A 21,194-nucleotide genomic window follows, 5' to 3' on the forward strand; every position below is an offset into this window, starting at 1 on the left:
CCCCAGTCCCCAGTCCCCAGTCCCCAGTCCCCAGTCCCCAGTCCCCAGTCCCTTTCATTCTGCACCTAAAATACTCACAAGTAAAGCTTTTTGAGCGTGCATCCGATTTTCTGCTTGTTCCCAAACTCGTGATTGAGATCCTTCAATAACTGCCTCAGTAATTTCTTCGCCGCGATGGGCTGGTAAGCAGTGTAAAACAATTGCTTTTGGGTCAGCAAGACTCAACAATTGTGCAGAAATTTGGTAAGGTTGAAAAATTGGTAAGCGATCGCCTGCTTGAGATTCTTGACCCATACTTGCCCAAACATCAGTATAAAGTACACTTGCTCCTTTTGCTGCTAATTCTGGGTCATGAGTTAATAGTACTTCAGTTTGATGATTGGCGATCGCTCTTGCTTGTTTAACAATCTCCGCATCTGGTTCATATCCCTGTGGCGTAGCGATTCTCACGTTCATTCCCGCCAAAGCACAGCCCAACATCAGAGAATTAGCGACATTATTGCCATCACCTACGTAAGTCAAAGTTAACCCAGTAAAACTACCAAAACATTCTTGAATTGTTAATAAATCAGCTAATACCTGACAAGGATGTTCTGCATCAGTTAGGGCGTTAATTACGGGAATCTTGGCATAACGAGCAAAAGTTTCTAACTCCTGCTGTGCAAAAGTGCGAATTGCCAAAATATCTAAATATCTATCTAATACTCGCGCTGTATCTTGTATTGGTTCTCCACGGCTAACTTGAGTGACATTAGGATTTAGATCAATTACCTGTCCACCCAATTGATACATAGCCACTGTGAAACTGACTCGTGTGCGAGTTGAAGCTTTGGAAAACAACAAACCCAAAACTTTATTGCAACGCAACTTTAGCTGCTGTGATTTGAGCTGAGTTGCCAATTGCAGGAGTTCATGAAGTTCTGTGGGATTAAGATCCGCCAAACCTAATAAATCTCGTCCGTTCAACGCTGCCATGCTTTGTGAATCTGTAAATAATAATTATATAATTCTGTTCCTTATTTTGACATTTGGTGAGTGCAAGTAAGACTACCCTCTTGAGAGGGTTAGCCAGTTTAAAAGAGTTTATCTGTGAGCAGACGGTAATAGATTTCGCGAACGATCATCGGTGCAAGGAACGGGATGTCCTGTGGTGTATCTAAAAGCAATGAAAGAGCGCTCTTGCACAAACAAAAGCGCCTAACACTTTTTAATTGGTTACTTACTGTGGTTGTGGCGGGTTGCCAGTTCGTCGTCTGACAATTTCGATAAATTCCTCAGAGCTTACCGTTGTCCCGTTTTGTTGAATGCGTAGCACTGCCTCATGTACTGCATCATCATCATTTCGATGTAATAGGATGTACTGTTGCAGTTCTTGCAGCGTCATTGTTGAAAAGTTCGGCTTATTCATGGATACCTCACTTTGCCATTTGGGCGTATTAGAACTTGTAGCCCATCGCCAGCCAAAATGTAAACCTCTGCCGTTCTTTTATCCAATCGCACTAAATGCACTGAGAGAAACATTTTAGTTAACTCGCTGCATACCCTGTAAGATTCTCTCATTTGTTCCCGTGTAGGAGCTTCACTTATTCCCACTCGATAGTTCCAGGCGGTTTGGAGGTAATATCATAAACTACACGATTAACGCCTTTTACCTCATTGACAATGCGATTAGAAATCACTTCCAACACATCGTAAGGTACACGCGCCCAATCAGCAGTCATGCCATCTTCACTGGTGACGATTCGTAAGACAATTGGGTAAGCGTAAGTGCGTTGATCTCCCATGACGCCGACGCTACGAATGGGTAGCAATACAGCAAAGGCTTGCCAAACATCATGGTACATACCGCGTTGGTTAATTTCTTGCCGCACAATCAAATCGGCGTCACGCAAGATATTTAAACGTTCGGCGGTGACTTCGCCTAAAATCCGAATTGCCAAACCAGGGCCTGGGAAGGGTTGCCTTTGGACAATTTCTTCTGGTAAACCAATAGAACGTCCCACTTTGCGGACTTCATCTTTAAATAGTTTCCGCAGTGGTTCTACTAGTTTAAATCGCAAGTCTTTTGGTAAGCCGCCAACATTATGATGACTTTTGATTTTCACTGCTACCCGTTCACCAGTTTGGGGATCAACATTGGTATCAGCGGATTCGATCACATCTGGATATAGAGTACCTTGAGCTAAATAGTCAAAGTGACCGAGGCGTTTTGATGTTTCTTCAAATACACGGATAAATTCGTGTCCGATGTTGCGGCGTTTTTCTTCGGGATCTGTAATCCCAGCAATCATCGTCAAGAAGCGATCGCGCGCATTAACATACTCTACAGGAATATGGAACTGTTCTTGAAACAACTTGAGTAACCTCTCTGGCTCATACTTTCGCATAAACCCTTGATCGATAAATACACAAGTTAAGTTGTCGCCGATCGCTTTATGCAGTAAGAAGGCTAAAGTAGAAGAATCTACTCCCCCAGACAGCGCTAAAAGCACCCGTTTTTCGCCAACTCTAGCGCGAATTTCCCGAATTGCCTCTTCGACAAAAGCCGCTGTTGTCCAAGTGGGTTCACAATCGCAGATGTGGTAAACAAAATTCCGAATTAGTGCCAAACCGCCAAGGGAATGTACCACCTCTGGATGGAACTGGACTCCGTAAAGCTTCTTTTGGTGATCAGCGATCGCCGCACAGGGAGTATTATCTGTATGGGCAAGTAATTCAAACCCTGGTGGCATTTGCGTCACTGAGTCGCCATGACTCATCCACATGGTAGTGCCATCTTCGACATTTGTGAGTAAATCTGTGGGATCATCTATATATAATGATGCTTTGCCGTACTCACCCCGGTCTGCTTTTGCTACTTCCCCACCTAATTGGCTTACCATCAGTTGCATACCGTAGCACACACCCAATATGGGTATTCCCAAATGCCAGATTTCTGGGTCACAATGGGGAGAGCTATTACCATAAACTGAACTTGGGCCACCGGAAAGGATAATTCCTTTGGGATTGAGTTGGCGCAAATGGGCAGATGTAGTACGATAGGACAGGACTTCTGAGTAGACTTGAGTCTCGCGGATGCGACGGGCAATCAACTCAGAATATTGAGATCCGAAATCCAAAATTACTATTAATTGGCGATTAAGTTGCCCCAAGTGTTCAAATGTCTGAGGCACCTGTTGTGTTGGTAGAGTCACCGCTGTATTCATAACGGGGGGAATGTGTCTGTATGGATAAATCGTCGCCCTGTGGTTTTAGAGTTATACCATTTTGCTGCTTGAGCAGATAATGGTATAATAGACCTTTACAGACGTGCAGTTTCGCGCATCTGTACGAGTCATGAAATTTGGCATAGCATAGATGTATTAAAACGGAAAGCTTACCTTAGAGTGGCAACTGCAAACTTATTTATTGTGATTCTTTAAGATTATTTATAATAAATTAACATAATTTTTCCATTAACAAACAAGCAGTTTTGCTCTTTACAATAATTTTGCGATCGCGGTCAAAGAGGATAGATCCACAACTCGCTGTCACGCCTTTGTCACTATGGCTTTGGATATATTCTTGGGAGCGGACATCGATAGTTTCTGCGATCGTGCTGTAAACTTGATTTACCCAATCACTACCACTTGCAGCATCTAGCGCTCTTAAATACATCAGTGCTGCTTCCGCAGTAGCGCTATTAAATACTGCTTGTATATCTGGTGACTTTAAGTCCAGCATAGCACAGTGAGCCGTCAAAATCTCCCGACGTGCATCAGCAAGGTGGTGATGAGTGTGAAAAATCCCCCCTGCCAGTTTCATCAATTTACCGTGATAGCCAAACAATAAGATTTCTTTAACATCCAGAATATCGGCTTCTACTAACATTGGGCCTAGCCAGTTAGCAGTTTTGACCAATTGGTCAGGATTAATACCGAGTTGACGCGCCAAATCTAAACCATTCTCGCCGATACAGAACACCAAACGCTCAAAACGGCTTGCTTTTTCTTGTAATTGGGCACGAAAACTGGCAAGTTGATCGGGAGTACTCAGCGGTTGTGAAATGCCCGTTGTTCCCAACAAAGAAAGACCTTCAACCACACCAAAGGCAGCATTCGAGGTACGAACAGCGAGCGATCGCCCCTCTGGTAGAATAATCGTCACCGTGATTTTTTCTTTTGATTTCAACATCCGGCGCAAGTTCTCGCACAGCAACCGTTGAGCATACCCATAAATAGCAGGCGCATCTCCTGCATTCATCTGTCTACCGATCCCCTCACCCCCCTGAATAATTATTGTCCCCTCATTCAAAGACACAAACAAATCCTTCCCCGCGTCCTCTTCCCCTCTCCACTCCACCAATGCCCACACCGGCGTATCCTTAGTTAAGTCAAGATTATCACCGGGATCACTACGGGTAATTGCCAAAGCCATACTCTGGGATAGTCCTGCTACCTGTTCAACTGGTATTTCTACTACTTGGTTTGGTTCAATTAAATCTACTGACACTACTTTTACAGCTTGACGCTTGTGTAACCAATCAAGAGCAGCAATAGCAGAAGCACAGGCAAAGACAGCAAGAGTGTATCCAGAACGAGACATTATACTAATTCGTAATTCGTAATTACATTAACTTTCAGATATTCAGACTAAGGCTGAGATGGAGAGTGAAGCTGAGTTTATTGAAGAAGACACGGAGACGTTCTGACGCAAAGACGCGGGGAGACCCCATAGCTAAAGCCAGGGGATTCAAGTAAGGAATCGATTTTTTGTGTGACCAGTGCTTCGATCTTAAGAAGGGTCGCGCTCCGCGTCTCCCCTTCCCCCCGTCTCCGCGTCTTCTTGGTCAACTATAATCCCACTTCAGATAATAAAGTCTGCATGGCTTCCCAAGAGATTCCCTGTTGAATGTAGCGGGGTGATTCGGGGTTGTAAGGACTGGCAATCCGGTCAATGCTGAGAATGTTGGCTTCATCTGGTAGGGCTGGCACATCTGCATCAAATGGTGTTGAACGCATCAAAGAACTAGAAAATCCCTTAAAAACAGCAATTTTGTCTTGCTCATCAGCAATTGCCACCGTTACAAGTAATACTTCTTGAGGACGCTTGATCGTGTATTGTTCCAGTCGCTTACCAATAGAATTCATTGTGGAATTTTGAATTTGAATCAGAGTCTAGCTACAATCACTGTTGTGTGGCTGAACGTCCCTGCTTGCTCAGCTTGACAAACACAAAATAGATTAAGTAAAGCACATAAACCACTAGAGCCATAAAGCCCAAAATACCTAAAAACCCATGCTTGGTACTGGGAGAATGAACCCACTGTTTGTATAGTAGTGGTGCTTCAAACCAAACGCGACAATAGGGAATTTGGGAGACATTTTTGGAAAAAGCACAACCTAAAAAAGGAATAAAAGCTAGTGTACCTAAGATAGAGTAAATAGTTACAGCCCAACGCCAAGAGGTGAAAACTAATTTCAAAGCCCCACTTGGCTGATACTCAATTTCATCGTTGAGATCCACCCAAAACCACAGCGAAATCGGAATTAAGATTTGAGCCATCAAGCCGGAGAGAAAGCTAATTGGATTTTGAGCAATCATTAGGTAAATAGTGATTGCTAACAAGCTAGATACTCGCCAATAAATGATTAACAGGCGTTGTATGGCTTCTGCTTTTTGGACAAAAGCCCAAATCAATAGAATTAAGGGAATAATCACCGCAAATAGTATTGCTAACCAGTAGTCAGTCCAGATAAACTGACGAAACCAAACATCATTGTTCATATTTTTTTTGAGACGAGCAAGCAACTATAGGTAAAAATACACATCAGCTATCAGCTAGCTAATATCTAATGCTTGTTTATACAGCCCTACTGAGAATAACAACATCAGGGTTAGTCTCAATATTAGAGCCAAATTTAATACTAGTAATAATTTTTATCAGGTTGATACATCTCATTTATTGGGCAAAAAACAAGCAACTCCAAGATCTTCAACTGAGATTTTGCACCAATCCAATAGTAGGTCAGAGGATTTTTTAACTTGTCCCATCTGCTATTTGCTCTGCATTCTGACAAATCTTGATTTTTTTACTCAGCACTGCTTCAGTGAGATTTGATGCACGAGGAAGGTGCAAGATATCTGTGAATCGATCTTGGTTGCTTGCCTATCAATGAACACAAAAGATGCTCAATCAATTTTTATTCATCGTAAACTCGACACTCAACTGCCTCTGGATTGTCATCACAGTATTTCTCTAGAGAGTTTTTTGGCTTACTTTGGCGCTGATGGGAAGCTTCAGCTTGCAATTCTTCTACTGCATCCCAAGCAGCAGCACACTCAGCAGAGTTGCTACCAGAAATATCACAGACAGCGCGAGCCTGTTCTACTTCCTCTTGGATTTTTTCTTGGATATCGTTGTTTGCTTTTTCTTGGATGTTGGTCATTGCTTAGGTCTCGTTGTTTGTGGTTACTTCTAGTATAGAAAAACTTCAAAAATGGCAATTTTTGGCTTTATGACCATCATACTTAACACCTCGCCAAGAACGAAGTTGGTGTCTTGTAATGATGCTTCATAACTAATACAGTAAATCACTACATCTACACTGCATACACCTTTATCTTTTAAGATTTTGTGGAATCAGTACTATAAACAGAAGATTATACAATATATTTAGATGCATGTATTAGGGAATAACACCCCCACCTTTATAAAATGGAGGAAATACAACGCTGGCGTTAACTTTTGTTGGATGCAATTATTCCCAAAAATAACACTCAAAAACTACTAGCCCCAAAACACAGAGAAGCCGAAAACTCATGGCAGACCAAATGCAATGGGCAAATGCCCTGTCAACCCGTCATTCTTTAGAAGCAGCTGTTGCAGATGTGGTACAACGAGCTGTCTCATCGTTAACAGCACCCGCAAATCTAGGACTGGTGTTTATTTCGTCTGCTTTTACGAGTGAGTATTCTCGACTCTTACCTTTGTTGGCGGAACAACTTTCAGTACCAATACTAATTGGTTGTAGCGGTGTTGGTGTGATTGGTACGACGATTGACGGGCAAACTCAAGAGTTGGAAGCAGAACCAGCTATCAGCCTGACCTTAGCGCACCTTCCAGAAGTAGATATTCAGGTATTTCATGTTGTTGCGGAGGAATTACCTGATTTAGATAGTTCGCCAGATGCTTGGCTGGATTTGATTGGTGTACCTCAATCACCAACACCCCAGTTTATTTTGCTATCTAGTTCTTTTTCTTCTGGAATCAACGATTTATTACAAGGGTTAGATTTTGCTTATCCTGGTTCAGTAATTTTAGGGGGACAGGCTAGTGGTGGGGCTATGGGTGGTCGTATAGCTTTATTTTGTAACGATCGCCTATATCGTGAAGGTACAGTTGGTATAGCATTGAGTGGCAATATTGTTTTAGAAACTATTGTTGCTCAAGGATGCCGACCAATTGGCGAACCATTGCAAGTCACCAAAGCCGATCGCAACATCATCCTAGAATTAGACGAGCAAGTACCCTTAATAGTATTGCGAGATTTGATTTCCACCCTCAGCGAAAAAGAGCGAATGCTAGCACAGCATTCTCTGTTTATTGGTGTGGCAATGAATGAATTCAAGCAGACTTTACAGCAGGGAGATTTTTTGATTCGTGGCATCCTGGGTGTAGATCCTACAGCAGGAGCGATCGCAATTGGCGATCGTGTCCGTCCTGGTCAACGCTTGCAATTCCACCTACGTGATGCTCAAGCCTCTGCCGAAGACCTAGAACTACTCTTACAAAGCTATCAAGATCAGCGGTACTCTCAACCTTCTGCTGCTGCTGCTTTAATGTTTACTTGTTTAGGGCGTGGCGAAGGACTCTACAACAAACCCAATTTTGATTCAGAGCTATTCAAGCGCTACCTCAACGATATACCTGTTGGGGGCTTTTTCTGCGGCGGTGAAATTGGCCCCGTTAGTGGCAGAACTTTTTTACATGGTTACACTTCAGTGTTTGGGATTTGTCGGGGAATAGGAAACTTGCCTTCAGGATGAAATCATGATTCAAGCAGCCTCACGCAAACTAGTTTCATTTGATGAATTCGTTACTTGGTATCCAGAAAACGCCCAACGACGATATGAACTGCATGATGGAGTCATTATTGAAATGCCATTACCAACTGGCGAACATGAAGAGGTGACAGGATTTTTGGTAAGAAAATTGAGTGTTGAATTAGACCGCTTGAATCTTCCCTACCTGATTCCAAAAACAGCTTTAATCAAGCCACTGGAATACGAATCAGGTTACTCACCAGATGTGTTGATATTAAATCAAGCTAATCTGACGAATGAACCACTTTGGAAAAAAGAATCAATTATCACTCAAGCAGCATCAATTCCTCTAGTGGTTGAGGTTGTTAGTACCAACTGGCGTGATGATGATCACAAAAAATACGCCGACTATGAAGAAATGGGAATTCCTGAGTACTGGATTGTTGATTATACTGCTTTAGGTGGTAGAGAATTTATTGGGAAACCAAAACAACCAACCATCTTAATTTGTTCTTTGGACGAAGGTGAATATCAACTTAGCAAGTTTAGAGGTATTGACCGGATCAAATCGCCAACTTTTCCAGAGTTGAATTTGACCGCTGAACAAATCTTTCAAGCAGCTGTAATCAGTTATTCATAAATCTCATAAATCTGATAGCTGTTAAAGCAGGATTGTGCTGTTGTTATCAATCAAAGTAGCTTTGCCACGAGTAGCGGCGGCATAGGTTTGAATGTAGCGACGCACTTCCAAGGGAAACTGAGGGTAGTCTAGTACAGCATCACCATCGGCAATCGTGGCCCAAAAATCGCGCATCCCAGGCGCTAGTTCTTTGGCTTGGGATAATGGTAAATTTAGTGGAGGATGAGTTAGCAGCTTGACTAAGAAGGGAAAAGAGCGATCGCCCATCCACTTGCGTGATAATTGTTGCAAATCTGGAAAATCAGGGACTGAATCTACTCTATAAGATAAAATTTGCAACCATTCTCTTCCGTGATTATCCTGATGAAACTCTAGCACTCTATATGGATGAGGGTAACTCACTAAGGAACCAGTAGTAATATCGTATACACCCTTTGAGTAAGCAACATCTTGGACGTGTAAATGCCCAGTCAACACTAGCTTGACATCATAACGCCGTAGCACTTGCAACAGTTCTGGTGCATTTTCCAGCATATAACGATTGCCCAGAGGATGGCGTGATTGATTAGGCAAGTGTTCCAGCACATTATGATGCACCATCACCAAGATTAATTCATCACCAGTTGCTGCTAGTACTTCGTCTAACCACTCTAGCTGTTTGCTATCTAAACGCCCGATCTGTTCGCCTTGGTCATTAAAGGAGTTAGAATTTAAACCAATCAGCCTGACACCAGGCAGCAACTGCTGAGTATAGTAAATTTGCTGGGGATTATCGTAACCAAACTTAGAGTAATAATAGGGAAAATCAGCAAAAGCAATTGATTGCTGATCTGCCATCAGTACTGGAACATCATGATTACCAGGAACAACATAGGTAGGAAAAGGCAACTGGGATAACCGTTGCTGTAACCAGTTATGGTTTGCTGATTCACCATGCTGGGTTAAATCTCCTGGCAGCAAAAGGAAATCTAAATCGAGTTGTATTAAATGCTCTAATACACTTTCAAATGCTGGAATACTTACTTCTACAAGATGAAAACGGCTAGGATGATCCCAGATTGTATGGGGTAGCGCGAGGTGCAAGTCGCTAACCACCGCAAAACGAAAATTGCAAGCCATTGATTTAATAAAATTTTAAAACAGAGGTTAAAACAACTCTTTTCCAACAAGTATAACCTTTGCTTTGTCTTGCCGTTGAGGAGAGGTTTTATATCATGTCCGTTTAAAGACTTATGATTTGGCTGACGCGAAGATAGGGAGACGCGGAAGGGAGAAATTTTTATGATAAGTGATTAGCCGGACATGATATTACTTCACATTTATATACAATCGAAATAAGAGTTTCTTAATTACGAATTACGAATTAGTATTAGATATTGTTTTTCAACATAAAGTAGTAGCGTTGCCAAAATATCTGAATAGTGCAAATTGGATGCATTCTCTATCATTCATAGCAATGCCAAATCAGTTTTTTGGGATTGGGTATTGGGATGAAGAAAATTCTCCCCCAATCCCCATTCCCTACTCCCTACTCCCCAACATCCTTAATACGGGTTTTTCGTTCTAAAATCTCCTTTAGCACCAAGGTGACAACCGCTAATAGTGCTAACAATACAGCAGCAGAAAAGGCGGCTTCGGTTTCATACTGCTTGTAAGCATCCTCTACGAATAAGGGTAAGCTCTGAGTTAGGCCAGCAATGTTACCAGATACGACTGAAACCGCGCCGAATTCACCCATTGCTCTGGCATTGGTTAAAATTAAGCCGTAGAGTAAACCCCAGCGGATGCTAGGCAAGGTAACGCGCCAAAATGTCTGCCAGTCGTTTGCACCTAAAGTTCTAGCAGCTTCTTCTTGATCTTTGCCAAACTCCTCTAGAACGGGTATCACTTCCCTAGCCACAAAGGGCATACTCACAAACGCTGTCGCCAATACCATACCTGGAAAAGCAAAGATAATCTTGATATCATGTGCCGCCAGCCAAGGGCCAAACCATCCTTGTCGTCCGTAGAGTAAGACAATCATCAATCCGGCGACTACAGGGGAGATGGAAAAGGGTAGGTCAATAATACTCAGAACTATAGCGCGACCAGGGAATTTATGACGAGCGATCGCCCAAGCAGCACACAAACCAAACACTGTATTTAAAGGTACAGCGATTAGGGACAATATTAACGTTAACCAAGCTGCATGGAGAAAGGCAGGCCTGCTGAGGTTAGCGAAAAATGGCCCAACGCCTTTGGCAAAAGCTTGCACAAAAACGTTGAGAGCAGGGATGTATTGTACTAGAGCTAAATAGGCGATCGCAATCCCAATTAAAATTGTTGGAACCCAACTTTGCTGCTGTTTTGGCTTAGACTTAGTGGATGAGTGAAAACTTGGTTCATTGACTGTCATATCGTCTTGCCCATGCTTGTAAGAAATTAATTGCTAGCAGCAGCACTAAGGAAATCGCCAGTAAAACTACACCAATGACAGTTGCACCAGAATAGTCATACTGTTCTAGTCGTTGGAAAATCAGTACAGGTGCGATTAAATCCTGGAAGGGAGTATTAGAGGAAATAATTACTGTCGAACCATATTCCCCAACTGCACGGGAAAAACCCAAGGCAATACCAGTCAAAATCGTGGGAAATAGTGGCGGTAAAATTACTTTCCAAAAGGTTTGCCATTGAGAAGCACCCAAACACCAAGCTGCCTCTTCAATCTCGTGTTCCATTTCCTGAAGCACAGGTTGTACTGTTCTCACCACAAAAGGTAGCGAGATAAAGATCATTGCTACCCCAACCCCTAAACGAGTGAATGATACTTTAATGCCTAATGGAGATAACAGCGAACCGATCCAGCCATTATCGCTGTAAACTGTTGCCAGTGTCAGCCCTGCCACTGAGGTTGGTAGAGCAAAAGGTAAATCCACTGTGGCATCGACTATCCGTTTTAGAGGAAAGTCGTAACGAACCAAAACCCAAGCAATCAGAGTTCCAAAAACCCCGTTAAGCAAGGCTGCTAGAATTGAAGTCACAAAAGTGACGTTGTATGTCGCTAGTGCAATTTCACTAGTAGCAATTTCCCAAAATCTTGCTGGGGGTTCCGTACTTGCTTTCAGGAACATAGCAGCAATGGGGACAAATAACATCACAGTTAAGTATGCCAAGGTAATTCGCCAAGTCCAAGGAAGCTTGATTAGTTGATTGAAAAACCGCTTCCAAACTGGAACTTCTTGACGAACAATTTGTGGAGGAGAAGATACAGCCATAAAAAAATTCAAAATTCAAAACTAGAATTTGTCAGTTGTCAATTGTTTGTTTTTCTCTGAACAAATGACAAATGACTAATTACCAATAACAAATGACTAATTACCGTTTCTTTTGGGCTTGAATTTTGTCAAACACACCGCCATCAGCGAAGAACTTCTTGTCAATGGCTTCCCATCCACCGTAATCTTGAACTGTGCCCAGAGTTTTTACTTTAGGGAATTTATCTGCATTTTCTTTTGTTTGGGCTACCTTCTCATCTACCGGGCGGAATCCTAGCTTGGCAAACTCTTCTTGTGCTTCTGAAGTGTATAGATATTTAACAAAACCTTCTGCTACTTCGCGAGTCCCATGCTTATCGACGTTCTTATCTACGACTGCGATCGGATTGTCGATGGATATGTTCACATCGGGAATGACATAATCTACTTTCTCACCTTTTTGTTGCGCTAAGATCACTTCGTTTTCGTAGTTAATTAACGCATCTCCTTGACCTTGCTTGGTAAATGCATCAGTAGCTTCCCGCGCATCTTTAGTTAGGATTGGCACATTGTTGTAAACTTTGGTCACAAATTCGGTAGCTTTTTCTTCGCCTCCACCAGTTTTAATTGCAGAGTTCCACAATGCTAAGAAATTCCACCGAGCAATACCAGATGTTTTGGGATCAGCAGTAATTAGTTTTATCCCGTCTTGCTCTAAATCTGACCAGGTTTTGATTCCTTTGGGGTTGCCTGGGCGTGTAATCAGTGCTGCAACCGATTTGGAAACTATACCATTGTTGGGTACTTCCTTTTCCCATCCTGGCTCAATTAATCCCTGTTTCTCAATCTTTTGGGTGTCTAATGCTAGTGCCAGGTGGACAACATCTGCTTCTAAACCATCGATGACAGCACGAGTTTGAGAGCCAGATCCCCCATAGCTTTGCTTAAATGTGACTGTTTGGTTGTGTTCTTGCTTCCACTTGTCCACAAATTTAGGAATAATAGCTTCGTGAGCTGCTTTAGTGACAGCAAAAGAAACTAAAGTAATTTCGACATTACCTTTATTGGCGGCAACAGGGCTAGCAGCAGGGGTTGTGGCAGAATTATTACTCACATCTCCACCAGAGCAGGCGGCAAGCGCCACACTCAAGACTGTCCCTGCCAAAAAGAGCGATATAAAGCCTTTGAGCGAATTCAGCCTGAACCGATTAATCTTCTGCTCAGTGATCCTTTGTAATCGTTTCAGGGGGCGCTGCCACAAACTCATCCCACATCCTCCTCTTAATATACAGTTAATTGATGGGAATACAGTTATATACTGCTTATGGTATTAAATAATTGCAGGTATGTGGTCAAAAATGCAAGTAAATAACTTCGTCTTCTCGATAAAGAATATGGAGATTGTACCAGTTTGCTTGGTAATAGGATGAGGGGCAGAGGAAGCAGGGAGAGCCAGTGCGTTGCGGAGATTCCCTCCGTTGTAGCAACTGGCGTGAGCAGGGGACAAAGATAATTCCCCATGCCCCTAATCCCCACTGGGCTTCGCTAACGTGGGGGCCCCGAGTTCCCCATTCCCTATTCCTAACGTAATGATTCAAAAATTACTGTGACTGTAATTAAACACAACAGTATAACTCCCACTGGCAGCAACAACTGTTGTAACATGTACATCAGTACGGGAATAAAATGTAAAATTCCTAAACCGATTGATAAAACGTAGGCGATCGCTATGCCAAATAGCACCAATAAGAAGTATTTAAGGCACTTAGCAGCTAAGCGAAATAAAAGTGTATCTTGATTTGTGGTCATAATTTTACTCACGAAAGTGGTTGACTTTTGAGCAATGAATATCCTTTGGTTGTTAGCCATTCACCTTATTAGGTGAATAGTAAATAGACTCCTGCTGATTTTTTGGCTTGTTTTGCTTGTCGAAATCAACTAATAGTTGAAATATGACCAATAAGCTCAATAGCAGCAACAAGAACGAGCCAATACCTGAAGGATATTTATTTATCTCTCGCTCAACACCACATTTGAGACAGACATATCTGTTGGGATTATGTGTGTCTTGGGCAAAGGGACAATAACTGGGATTACAATCATGATGACAATCTTTGTCCAACATCATTGAACCTCCTGTAGGGTGAATGCTGACATCATTAGCTGTGAACACGCTCTACAGAATCTAGTTAGTTAACATCCACTGCCTGTTTAGTAGACACTACTTTCATCATCATACAAGTGTCAATTAGTCTTGAGTAAGTGACTAAATTGGCAGTAGCAGCGCTGGTAAAATCTCTCCTCAACCATATTTGCTTAACGCTTAACTTAACTTTGCCTGTATTAATTACAAGGATAATACAGCCAAAAATACTTGACAGTTGGATAAAGTAGGTTTCCTACTGAGTAGGAAAAAGTAGTTTGTAGTATGATGGGCGGCAAGAACTTCGTAAAAACCTGTTTATAATAGAGTAAAAAAGATACATCAAGCTAAACGATGGGTGAGGAAGAAGCCTTAGAGTTTGTAGATAATTTGGTTTTTCTCAAGACGGGAGAACACCTAGATAAAACTCAAAGGATAATCTTGCGTCATTTGTGGGAGGATGAAAAGCGCACTTACCAGGATATCGCCAACAGTCGTGGTTACACAGAAGCGCATCTAAAAGCGGTTGGTGCAGAACTTTGGCAACTGCTATCAAAAGTACTCGGAGAGAAAGTCTCGAAATCAACCTTTTCAGCAGTAGTTCAAGGGTTTTGGAAGACTCAACAAGTCTTTGAGATTATAGAATCACCAACAAATGGCGTAAAACCCCAAGATTTAGATTCTAGCTTTGTGGGGCGCGATCGCGAAATAGCCGATTTAAACAACTTTGTCAGTCAGGGAGCAAAAGTTATTCTTATCCAAGGTGAAGGTGGAGTTGGTAAGACAACCTTAGCTCGTAAGTATTTTAAAACCCAAAAGTTCGATTTCGTTCTAGAGCTATGGATGGCCACCGAAATTCAAAATATCACACCTGTAGAGAGTGTGGTTGAGGAATGGCTGCGGCGAGACTTTAACGAAGAACCAGGACGCGATTTTGGAATCAATTTAAAGCGACTGCGGCGGAAGTTACGAGAACAAAGCCCCAAAATTGGAGTATTTATCGACAACTTAGAAACAGCCCTAGACAAAGATGGGAAGTTTTTGGAATATCGTCGCCCTTATGTTGAACTATTAAGAGTATTGGCTGATCCAGATTTACATTCAGTGACTTTGGTCACGAGTCGTGAGCGTTTACGCGAGTTTAGTGTAGAGATTAATCTTTACTCACTAAAAGGATTGAATGATGAAGCATGGCGGCAATTTTTCAGCCGTCACCAAATCAACTGTAATTCTACCATTCTCAGTGATATGTGCAGAGCTTATGGAGGAAACGCCAAAGCGATGCAAATTCTTCGAGGCGCAATATTGACAGATTTTTATGGCGATATAGATGCGTACTGGCAAGAAAACTCTACAGATTTATTAATAGAAAGAGAATTAAAAGACTTAGTTGCTAGTCAATTTGCTCGTCTCCAACAAATTGATTTAGAAGCTTACCGTCTTCTGTGTCGTTTAGGATGCTATCGCTATCAAGATATCCTTTCAGTACCAATAGAGGGACTTTTATGTTTACTTTGGGATGTTCCAGAACAACAGCGGAGGCGTGTGATTAAAGCTTTGCAAGACTTGTCTTTGATAGAAACTAAAAAAGGACAGTATTGGTTACATCCCGTGATTCGTGATGAGGCAATTAGCAGGTTAAGACTATTAAATAAAGAATGGGAAATAGTAAACAGAAAAGCCGCAGATTTTTGGACGCAAAGAGTTGAAGTAATCAAAAATATCAAAGATGCATTGATAGCTTTAGAAGCTTATTATCACTATGTAGAAATTGGTGATTTTGAACAAGCTGGTGATGTGATTTTACAAGGAAGAGGTCAACAGTGGAATACAGGATTACCTCTAGGTTGTTCGTTTTATCAGTTGGGACTACTTCAGAAAAACTTCTCGGTAATCAAACGGATAATTGACGATATAAAATCACCAGAGAGATTAATTAAACTCTACAATATTCTAGGTTATACATATCGGATTATTGGTGGAATCAGGGAAGCTATACATTGTTATGAGAAGTCAGAAGAAATATTAGATAAATTAGATGTCAAAACTAGCAAAATTTCTATTCTATTCAACACAGGACTGTGCAAACTTGAATTATGGGAGATGGAAGCGGCTGAAGATTGTTTTAATGCTGTTTGCAACCTAGCTGAGAAAAATAGTAATTTTGATGATTATATGGCATATGCTCAATGCTGTTTGGCTCTGATTAAATCGTGTTCTAATCGTACAGAAGCTAGTTTTTGTATTGCTGAAGCTGCATTTTCAACAATATCTTTATCAAATAGAGTCACTTTATGGGGCATAGGACATAGCTTGATTACTCTTTGTTTAACCTATAAAAATTTAGGTAATCTCAAAAAATCTTGTGATTTGTGTCAAAGAGCAATATTTTATTCAGAAGAAAATAATTTTACTCAATTAAAAGCTAAAGCTATAAGTTGCTTGGCGGAGTTATATCGAGAACAAGAAGAATTTGCCAAAGCGCTTTTTCACCATGCAGAAGCTATAGACATACTTGATAAAATAGGTGCTAAATCAGATTTGGCTGAGGCTTACTATCAATTGGGGTTAACTTACCAAAGAATGGGTGATATTAACCAGAGTAGAGAAAAATTAATGCAAGCGATCGCTTTCTTTGAAACAATGCAAGCACCTAAGCAAATCGAGAAAGTCAAAATAGCAATGAAAGCTTTCGATAAATAATCAGTAATAATAAAGGTTTTAATGTGGCAATTGATGAATTCTTAGCTTGATATCATTTCTATTAAAGGGAACAGGAGATAGAACAAGAGGTATTTCTTCTATTTGTTGCTTGTGGCTAGCGGAAGCCTAAAATTTCATGAATTGCTGTGATTATATCAAGATAAAAATTACCTCCTACTGTCCGAAATAATTCAAATTTAGAGTCAGGGGCACCAAAAAATGGTCTAAGAAACCATCCTAATTGCATTCCTACAAAGGCGTAAAGCAACAACCATGATCTTAAAATAGTTGTACGGGTTGCCTTACCTACTTCATCTTGTTGAGAAAGCAATTGCATTCCTTCATACAAGAATTTGACACCAAAGATACCTGTGATGCCAAAAATTAGTACATTTAACAGTTTAAAAAATTGGTAAGAATCAGGGGTAGTAATTAGAAAAAATAGTGTAACTGGTGCCAAGCTAAATAAAAGCACGCTAATCACTGAAACAGATGTGAGTAAAACAACAAAATGCTGCTGAATACTACTCTTAGAACCAAACAGCACATTAAAAAAGAATAGAGTTGGAAAACAAATAATGAGTGTTAACAAGTAAAAAGCTGGAAGTTTGATAGCACCAGATAATGCTTGTGCCCAGCTATGAGATGCACCGATAATTGCACCATAAATAGCAAAGAAAATAGAACTAGAAACGAACAGAGAACTCATTTTACTCTGTAATCGCGCTCCCTGGCGGATTTCTTCTAAAAAACTTTGGCGATCGCGTAGTAAACTAATCAGGACACCAAATTGTTTAACCTTGTAAGATTGCTTTTCCAACATACTAATTTTAGAGTTTAAATTTTGTCATTATTCATCGATTACTGACCGTTTATTTCAAAACTGATGATCAATAATTTACGAGCGAAAACCAAATAGATAACCAATAGCTTGAATTACGCTCAAATAAAAGTTACCCTCTCTTTCACGAAATAATTGAAATGCAGAATCAGGTGTACCAAAAAAAGGTCTGAGAGTCCATCCTAACTGACTACCAACAAAAGCATAAAGAAATAACCAAAATTGTAAAATTTTCTGACGGGTTTGACTGCCTTCGTTCTCCTGTTCTAAAACTGATCTCGTAGCCTGATATAAAGAAGAAATACCGATAAATCCAGTTAGGGAAAAGATAAATACGTTTAATAAAATTAAAAACTGGTAATTACTAGTAGTAATCAAGAAAAATAGTGTAATTGGTGCAAAGCTAAACAGTAATACACTGGTGATTGATATCGCAGTCAATACCAAAGCAAAATGCTGAGCAAAAGTTCGCTTGGAACCAAAAATAATATTAGAAAAATACAATGTTGGCAGACAAATTAGTAATGTAATTAAATAAATAGCTGGCAATTTCACAGCAGAAGATAAAGCTTGCATCCAGCTATGGTACGCACCAATAATTCCACCATACACAGCCAGAAATAATGAACTGCAAACCAGCAGAGAAATTATCTTTCTAGGCAATCGTGTACCTTGACGAATTTCTTCTAAAAATACTTGGCGATCGCGCAGTAAGCCAATTAAAACTGCAAAGTATTTTACACTTGAAGATTGCCGTTCAATCATATGAATCCTCACACTTTTATCAATTTAATCATCTGCATAATCACTACCAGAACCATATTTAAAAGCATCAATCAAGCGATGCCAATAATATTGTTGTTCTCTTGATTGATTCTTGATCCATGTTTCTAACATTGGACTTAGCCAATATAAGGCAGTATAAACACCTAAATTTCCGTAATGCACTATCCAATCTAACAAACTATTCAAACCTACTTGCGGAATGATTTTTGCAACTAATCCTGGATGAGACAAACCAGTTTTTAATAATGTCTGCGTCAGTGCCCAAAACTTTACAATGTCTTGCAAAAATGGCTTGAGTACTGGTGTACCCAACTGTTGCATTTCTTGAAATACCGCAGACAGCAGTTGATTAATTTGTTCTGGGTCAATTTTTTGGTTTACACTCACACTCATTGCCCTTTGAAACAACCAAGTAACACTGAGACTTGGTTGATATGGTTGCAAAAGTGCTAGCGCTTTTGCTGATAATTGTTCTGTTTCTAGTGCTTCCTCAACGCCAAATGTTAAACGTTTTAGATGACGTACCATCGCACCAAAACCACCAAAACTCAAAGGAGATTGACTTCCACTGCTATCTCCCACTGGCAGAATGCGACTCCAGGAGGTTTTTAGCGGACTTTGACGATAGGTAGGAAAGAAGCCAAACAGCGCCCGTTGAAATTTCAGTTGACTCAACTCTACACCTTGATATTTCGGCAGAAGGCGCAGATATTCTTCAAACAGTGCTTCTAAGCCCAAGCGTTGTGCATGTGCATCCATGTAGGTAAATAAGTAAGTAGTTCTACCGTCCTTAGCTGGAAAAGCTTCCCAGAAGTACTGGCATTGATTCTGCAAGGATGTTAAAGATAATAACAAGTCACCTGAGTTATTTTCCGGAAAACCCTGGGCACAACTTCCTACAACTAAGCACAAAGCATCAGGTTTTCGCCCTTGACGCGCTTGTTGCGTGATGGGAGAAAGATGCCCCATCGCATCTAGTAACAACTTGGCTTGAAATTCGGTGTTAACGATTACACCATTTGGATGAACCACCGCTTCAATAAAGGGTGTATTTTCTAACAATTTTCCACCAGCCGCCAAAAATCGAGTTTTTAACGTAGCTAGTAGATAAACAGGATCTACACCAATATTAAGAACATCCTTCACCCAAACTTCTGTTCCCCCTTGAAAGCTGACTCGCGCTGGATTATACTCGGTGGCGATCGCTTGCTCTAATTCTGCCGCTGTTAGCAAGTTCAATTCCACAAATACTTCCAACTCTTGACGAGAGATATTCCACTCCTGTTCTCTACCACGCAGAATACCCCGTTCCATCACCACCACGCGCAGTCCCTTAACCGCTAAAGCACAACCAATTAAAATGCCTAATGTGCCACCGCAAATAATCACATCCCATTCCACAGTAACTAGAAGTTGTTGACTTTCCTTGACTACTGTTGGTAGTGGTATAGTGTTGTTTTTGATTGATGTCAGAATGCTATCTGCTTGACGTAATTTTCCTAAAACATCACCAGGTAATTTTGAGAGAATCTCATCAGTCAGCAACATACTCACGAACTCCTGCAAAGTCACTCATCTTGATCGTATCTTTGCTGATTTCGTTCGGGATTTTGCAGAACAAATTTGAACAAAACGCGGCAGTCCCCACCTTCAACGTACTCTAATGATAGGTAAGGATAGCGGCCGCCCTGGAAGGCATCCTCAATCAAATCAAACCTACGGTTTGACAGAGTTCAGGACAGAGATATTGCTGCTGCCGAAGTCATGCTTTACTGGGCTAAAGGAACTCTACCGGGGTTTGGAACAAGCCTCGTAGACGTCCAGTCATCAAGCTCTACCGTAAACACTCGTAAAAAAGCGGGAAGTATGCGGCAACTAGGGGCGAAGAAGCGTCAGAAATCTACTCTTACTGGGCTGGATGTAGAAACCAGCCCACGGGCGAAGTAAGGGCTGGTAGTTCATCTTTACATTACTGTTCCCTTTCATGCTTTGAATGCCATCCAACCACCTACCCACAGCCCGGTATAAAAGCGAGTTACACTACTAAACCCAGCCTGCTGAAGCAATGCTAAAAGTTTCGTTTCTGAAAGTGGATAGACAGCATTTTTGAAGTTTTCTAAGAGTTGTTTTTGCTTATCCACAGGAAGTCCAGTTTCTTGCCAATAAGTGTGCAGTATAGCCATAATTTTCTCTAATTCTGCACTTCCTTTAATACCAAAGACATCAACTAAAATTAAAGGTGCTGATGTTTTTAAACGTCGAGCAATTTCTTGTAAGAAAGCAAGCTTATCATCTTCATTAGAGATAAAATGCATCACTAAAATACTAGTTGCAGCATCATAAATAGCATCATTTTGTAAGTCTTGAATATATCCTTGAACAAGTTGAATACGTTGAGAAAGTTGATGCTGAGCTATTTTTTTTTGTGCGATCGCTAGCATTTTTTTGGAAGGATCAATGCCTAAAAACTGCCATTGGTGATTGCTTTGTCCCAGATGGACTAATTCCATCCCTCCACCTGCACCAACAACTAATAAATTTGCTGTTTCTGGTAAACAGGAACGTAAACAAGCCAATACGAAAGTGTGCATCAATTCATAACCTGGTAGTGCCAGACGAGCTGTTTGCTCATATTCATCTGCTGTAATAGACGGATTGATGTCGAAATCGATGGTTTTTTGGGACATACTTGTTTTGAGCTAAAAAGCGCCCCCCATTCGTGGGAGGCGCTGTTTATTGAGTTCAAGTTGAGAATTAACCGTTGATAACAGGAGCAGCGATTGCCACAGGCGCAGCATCAACAGAAGCTAAGTCTAAGGGGAA

The 21,194-nt window shown here is 41.1% G+C and carries 22 protein-coding genes; 3 read left to right on the top strand and 19 right to left on the bottom strand.

What is annotated here, in order from left to right:
- Positions 1–54: 54 nt before the first annotated feature.
- The 9 genes from argF to AC5JMF_RS18780 form a co-directional block, all read right to left on the bottom strand.
- Positions 55–975 (bottom strand): ornithine carbamoyltransferase, encoded by a 921-nt coding sequence (gene argF / locus AC5JMF_RS18740; protein WP_495797233.1) that lies wholly within the window; start codon positions 973–975, stop codon positions 55–57.
- 98 nt (positions 976–1,073) lie between these two features.
- On the bottom strand, positions 1,074–1,187 hold the full coding sequence (locus AC5JMF_RS18745; protein WP_495797234.1) for an AraC family transcriptional regulator N-terminal domain-containing protein: 114 nt from the start codon (positions 1,185–1,187) through the stop codon (positions 1,074–1,076).
- A 32-nt stretch (positions 1,188–1,219) separates the two neighbouring features.
- Positions 1,220–1,408: a DUF6887 family protein gene (locus AC5JMF_RS18750; RefSeq protein WP_495797235.1), complete on the bottom strand. Its 189-nt coding sequence runs from the start codon at positions 1,406–1,408 to the stop codon at positions 1,220–1,222.
- Positions 1,405–1,593, bottom strand: a complete 189-nt coding sequence (locus AC5JMF_RS18755) for a DUF6888 family protein (RefSeq protein ID WP_495797236.1) — start codon at positions 1,591–1,593, stop codon at positions 1,405–1,407. Before AC5JMF_RS18755 ends, AC5JMF_RS18750 begins: the two co-directional genes overlap by 4 nt.
- The gene (gene guaA, locus AC5JMF_RS18760) at positions 1,584–3,206 is read right to left on the bottom strand and encodes a glutamine-hydrolyzing GMP synthase (protein ID WP_495797237.1); all 1,623 of its coding nucleotides are present in this window, start codon (positions 3,204–3,206) and stop codon (positions 1,584–1,586) included. Before guaA ends, AC5JMF_RS18755 begins: the two co-directional genes overlap by 10 nt.
- A 232-nt stretch (positions 3,207–3,438) precedes the next feature.
- Positions 3,439–4,584: a cobalt-precorrin-5B (C(1))-methyltransferase CbiD gene (gene cbiD / locus AC5JMF_RS18765; RefSeq protein ID WP_495797238.1), complete on the bottom strand. Its 1,146-nt coding sequence runs from the start codon at positions 4,582–4,584 to the stop codon at positions 3,439–3,441.
- A 248-nt stretch (positions 4,585–4,832) separates the two neighbouring features.
- Positions 4,833–5,129 (bottom strand): DUF7734 family protein, encoded by a 297-nt coding sequence (locus AC5JMF_RS18770; RefSeq protein WP_495797239.1) that lies wholly within the window; start codon positions 5,127–5,129, stop codon positions 4,833–4,835.
- A gap of 37 nt (positions 5,130–5,166) precedes the next feature.
- Positions 5,167–5,766, bottom strand: coding sequence for a DUF3177 family protein (locus tag AC5JMF_RS18775; protein WP_495797240.1), 600 nt, complete (start codon positions 5,764–5,766; stop codon positions 5,167–5,169).
- Between the two features lie 416 nt (positions 5,767–6,182).
- Entirely contained in the window at positions 6,183–6,428 is a 246-nt protein-coding gene (locus AC5JMF_RS18780; RefSeq protein ID WP_495797241.1) for a Calvin cycle protein CP12, read from the bottom strand.
- 373 nt (positions 6,429–6,801) lie between these two features.
- On the opposite strand from AC5JMF_RS18780, the gene AC5JMF_RS18785 reads away from it, so the two are divergent.
- Complete coding sequence (locus AC5JMF_RS18785; RefSeq protein ID WP_495797242.1) at positions 6,802–8,028, top strand: FIST signal transduction protein; 1,227 nt, start codon at positions 6,802–6,804, stop codon at positions 8,026–8,028.
- A gap of 4 nt (positions 8,029–8,032) precedes the next feature.
- Positions 8,033–8,665: a Uma2 family endonuclease gene (locus AC5JMF_RS18790; protein ID WP_495797243.1), complete on the top strand. Its 633-nt coding sequence runs from the start codon at positions 8,033–8,035 to the stop codon at positions 8,663–8,665.
- 21 nt (positions 8,666–8,686) lie between these two features.
- Here the strand turns inward: AC5JMF_RS18790 and AC5JMF_RS18795 are convergent, their stop codons facing one another.
- The 6 genes from AC5JMF_RS18795 to AC5JMF_RS18820 all read right to left on the bottom strand — a co-directional run bounded on the left by AC5JMF_RS18795 (position 8,687) and on the right by AC5JMF_RS18820 (position 14,071).
- On the bottom strand, positions 8,687–9,784 hold the full coding sequence (locus AC5JMF_RS18795; protein WP_495797244.1) for a metallophosphoesterase family protein: 1,098 nt from the start codon (positions 9,782–9,784) through the stop codon (positions 8,687–8,689).
- A 409-nt stretch (positions 9,785–10,193) separates the two neighbouring features.
- Positions 10,194–11,060 (bottom strand): sulfate ABC transporter permease subunit CysW, encoded by an 867-nt coding sequence (gene cysW, locus AC5JMF_RS18800; RefSeq protein ID WP_495797245.1) that lies wholly within the window; start codon positions 11,058–11,060, stop codon positions 10,194–10,196.
- Positions 11,047–11,919 (bottom strand): sulfate ABC transporter permease subunit CysT, encoded by an 873-nt coding sequence (gene cysT, locus AC5JMF_RS18805; protein WP_495797246.1) that lies wholly within the window; start codon positions 11,917–11,919, stop codon positions 11,047–11,049. The genes cysW and cysT overlap by 14 nt, the downstream gene beginning before the upstream one ends.
- A 100-nt stretch (positions 11,920–12,019) precedes the next feature.
- Positions 12,020–13,165, bottom strand: coding sequence for a sulfate ABC transporter substrate-binding protein (locus AC5JMF_RS18810; protein WP_495797247.1), 1,146 nt, complete (start codon positions 13,163–13,165; stop codon positions 12,020–12,022).
- Between the two features lie 314 nt (positions 13,166–13,479).
- A complete protein-coding gene (locus AC5JMF_RS18815) occupies positions 13,480–13,707 on the bottom strand; it encodes a hypothetical protein (protein WP_495797248.1) in 228 nt (75 codons plus the stop codon).
- Between the two features lie 52 nt (positions 13,708–13,759).
- On the bottom strand, positions 13,760–14,071 hold the full coding sequence (locus AC5JMF_RS18820; protein ID WP_495797249.1) for a hypothetical protein: 312 nt from the start codon (positions 14,069–14,071) through the stop codon (positions 13,760–13,762).
- A 324-nt stretch (positions 14,072–14,395) separates the two neighbouring features.
- Between AC5JMF_RS18820 and AC5JMF_RS18825 the strand changes: the two genes are divergently transcribed.
- On the top strand, positions 14,396–16,744 hold the full coding sequence (locus AC5JMF_RS18825) for a helix-turn-helix domain-containing protein (RefSeq protein ID WP_495797250.1): 2,349 nt from the start codon (positions 14,396–14,398) through the stop codon (positions 16,742–16,744).
- A gap of 115 nt (positions 16,745–16,859) precedes the next feature.
- Here the strand turns inward: AC5JMF_RS18825 and AC5JMF_RS18830 are convergent, their stop codons facing one another.
- From AC5JMF_RS18830 to AC5JMF_RS18845, 4 genes are all read right to left on the bottom strand, one after another.
- Positions 16,860–17,567 (bottom strand): actin-binding WH2 domain-containing protein, encoded by a 708-nt coding sequence (locus tag AC5JMF_RS18830; protein ID WP_495797251.1) that lies wholly within the window; start codon positions 17,565–17,567, stop codon positions 16,860–16,862.
- A gap of 75 nt (positions 17,568–17,642) precedes the next feature.
- The gene (locus tag AC5JMF_RS18835; RefSeq protein WP_495797252.1) at positions 17,643–18,350 is read right to left on the bottom strand and encodes an actin-binding WH2 domain-containing protein; all 708 of its coding nucleotides are present in this window, start codon (positions 18,348–18,350) and stop codon (positions 17,643–17,645) included.
- A gap of 24 nt (positions 18,351–18,374) precedes the next feature.
- Positions 18,375–19,919, bottom strand: a complete 1,545-nt coding sequence (locus AC5JMF_RS18840; RefSeq protein WP_495797253.1) for an NAD(P)/FAD-dependent oxidoreductase — start codon at positions 19,917–19,919, stop codon at positions 18,375–18,377.
- 434 nt (positions 19,920–20,353) lie between these two features.
- A complete protein-coding gene (locus AC5JMF_RS18845; protein ID WP_495797254.1) occupies positions 20,354–21,058 on the bottom strand; it encodes a class I SAM-dependent methyltransferase in 705 nt (234 codons plus the stop codon).
- Positions 21,059–21,194 lie beyond the last annotated feature (136 nt).

It is taken from the genome of Desmonostoc vinosum (assembly GCF_059505385.1).

What these genes read in the sequence shown, in the direction of transcription:
- argF (WP_495797233.1), bottom strand. Translation starts at nt 975, where the DNA reads ATGGCAGCGTTGAACGGACGAGATTTATTAGGTTTGGCGGATCTTAAT.
- AC5JMF_RS18750 (WP_495797235.1), bottom strand. Translation starts at nt 1,408, where the DNA reads ATGAATAAGCCGAACTTTTCAACAATGACGCTGCAAGAACTGCAACAG.
- guaA (WP_495797237.1), bottom strand. Translation starts at nt 3,206, where the DNA reads ATGAATACAGCGGTGACTCTACCAACACAACAGGTGCCTCAGACATTT.
- cbiD (WP_495797238.1), bottom strand. Translation starts at nt 4,584, where the DNA reads ATGTCTCGTTCTGGATACACTCTTGCTGTCTTTGCCTGTGCTTCTGCT.
- AC5JMF_RS18770 (WP_495797239.1), bottom strand. Translation starts at nt 5,129, where the DNA reads ATGAATTCTATTGGTAAGCGACTGGAACAATACACGATCAAGCGTCCT.
- AC5JMF_RS18775 (WP_495797240.1), bottom strand. Translation starts at nt 5,766, where the DNA reads ATGAACAATGATGTTTGGTTTCGTCAGTTTATCTGGACTGACTACTGG.
- AC5JMF_RS18780 (WP_495797241.1), bottom strand. Translation starts at nt 6,428, where the DNA reads ATGACCAACATCCAAGAAAAAGCAAACAACGATATCCAAGAAAAAATC.
- AC5JMF_RS18785 (WP_495797242.1), top strand. Translation starts at nt 6,802, where the DNA reads ATGGCAGACCAAATGCAATGGGCAAATGCCCTGTCAACCCGTCATTCT.
- AC5JMF_RS18790 (WP_495797243.1), top strand. Translation starts at nt 8,033, where the DNA reads ATGATTCAAGCAGCCTCACGCAAACTAGTTTCATTTGATGAATTCGTT.
- AC5JMF_RS18795 (WP_495797244.1), bottom strand. Translation starts at nt 9,784, where the DNA reads ATGGCTTGCAATTTTCGTTTTGCGGTGGTTAGCGACTTGCACCTCGCG.
- cysW (WP_495797245.1), bottom strand. Translation starts at nt 11,060, where the DNA reads ATGACAGTCAATGAACCAAGTTTTCACTCATCCACTAAGTCTAAGCCA.
- cysT (WP_495797246.1), bottom strand. Translation starts at nt 11,919, where the DNA reads ATGGCTGTATCTTCTCCTCCACAAATTGTTCGTCAAGAAGTTCCAGTT.
- AC5JMF_RS18810 (WP_495797247.1), bottom strand. Translation starts at nt 13,165, where the DNA reads ATGAGTTTGTGGCAGCGCCCCCTGAAACGATTACAAAGGATCACTGAG.
- AC5JMF_RS18815 (WP_495797248.1), bottom strand. Translation starts at nt 13,707, where the DNA reads ATGACCACAAATCAAGATACACTTTTATTTCGCTTAGCTGCTAAGTGC.
- AC5JMF_RS18825 (WP_495797250.1), top strand. Translation starts at nt 14,396, where the DNA reads ATGGGTGAGGAAGAAGCCTTAGAGTTTGTAGATAATTTGGTTTTTCTC.
- AC5JMF_RS18830 (WP_495797251.1), bottom strand. Translation starts at nt 17,567, where the DNA reads ATGTTGGAAAAGCAATCTTACAAGGTTAAACAATTTGGTGTCCTGATT.
- AC5JMF_RS18835 (WP_495797252.1), bottom strand. Translation starts at nt 18,350, where the DNA reads ATGATTGAACGGCAATCTTCAAGTGTAAAATACTTTGCAGTTTTAATT.
- AC5JMF_RS18840 (WP_495797253.1), bottom strand. Translation starts at nt 19,919, where the DNA reads ATGTTGCTGACTGATGAGATTCTCTCAAAATTACCTGGTGATGTTTTA.
- AC5JMF_RS18845 (WP_495797254.1), bottom strand. Translation starts at nt 21,058, where the DNA reads ATGTCCCAAAAAACCATCGATTTCGACATCAATCCGTCTATTACAGCA.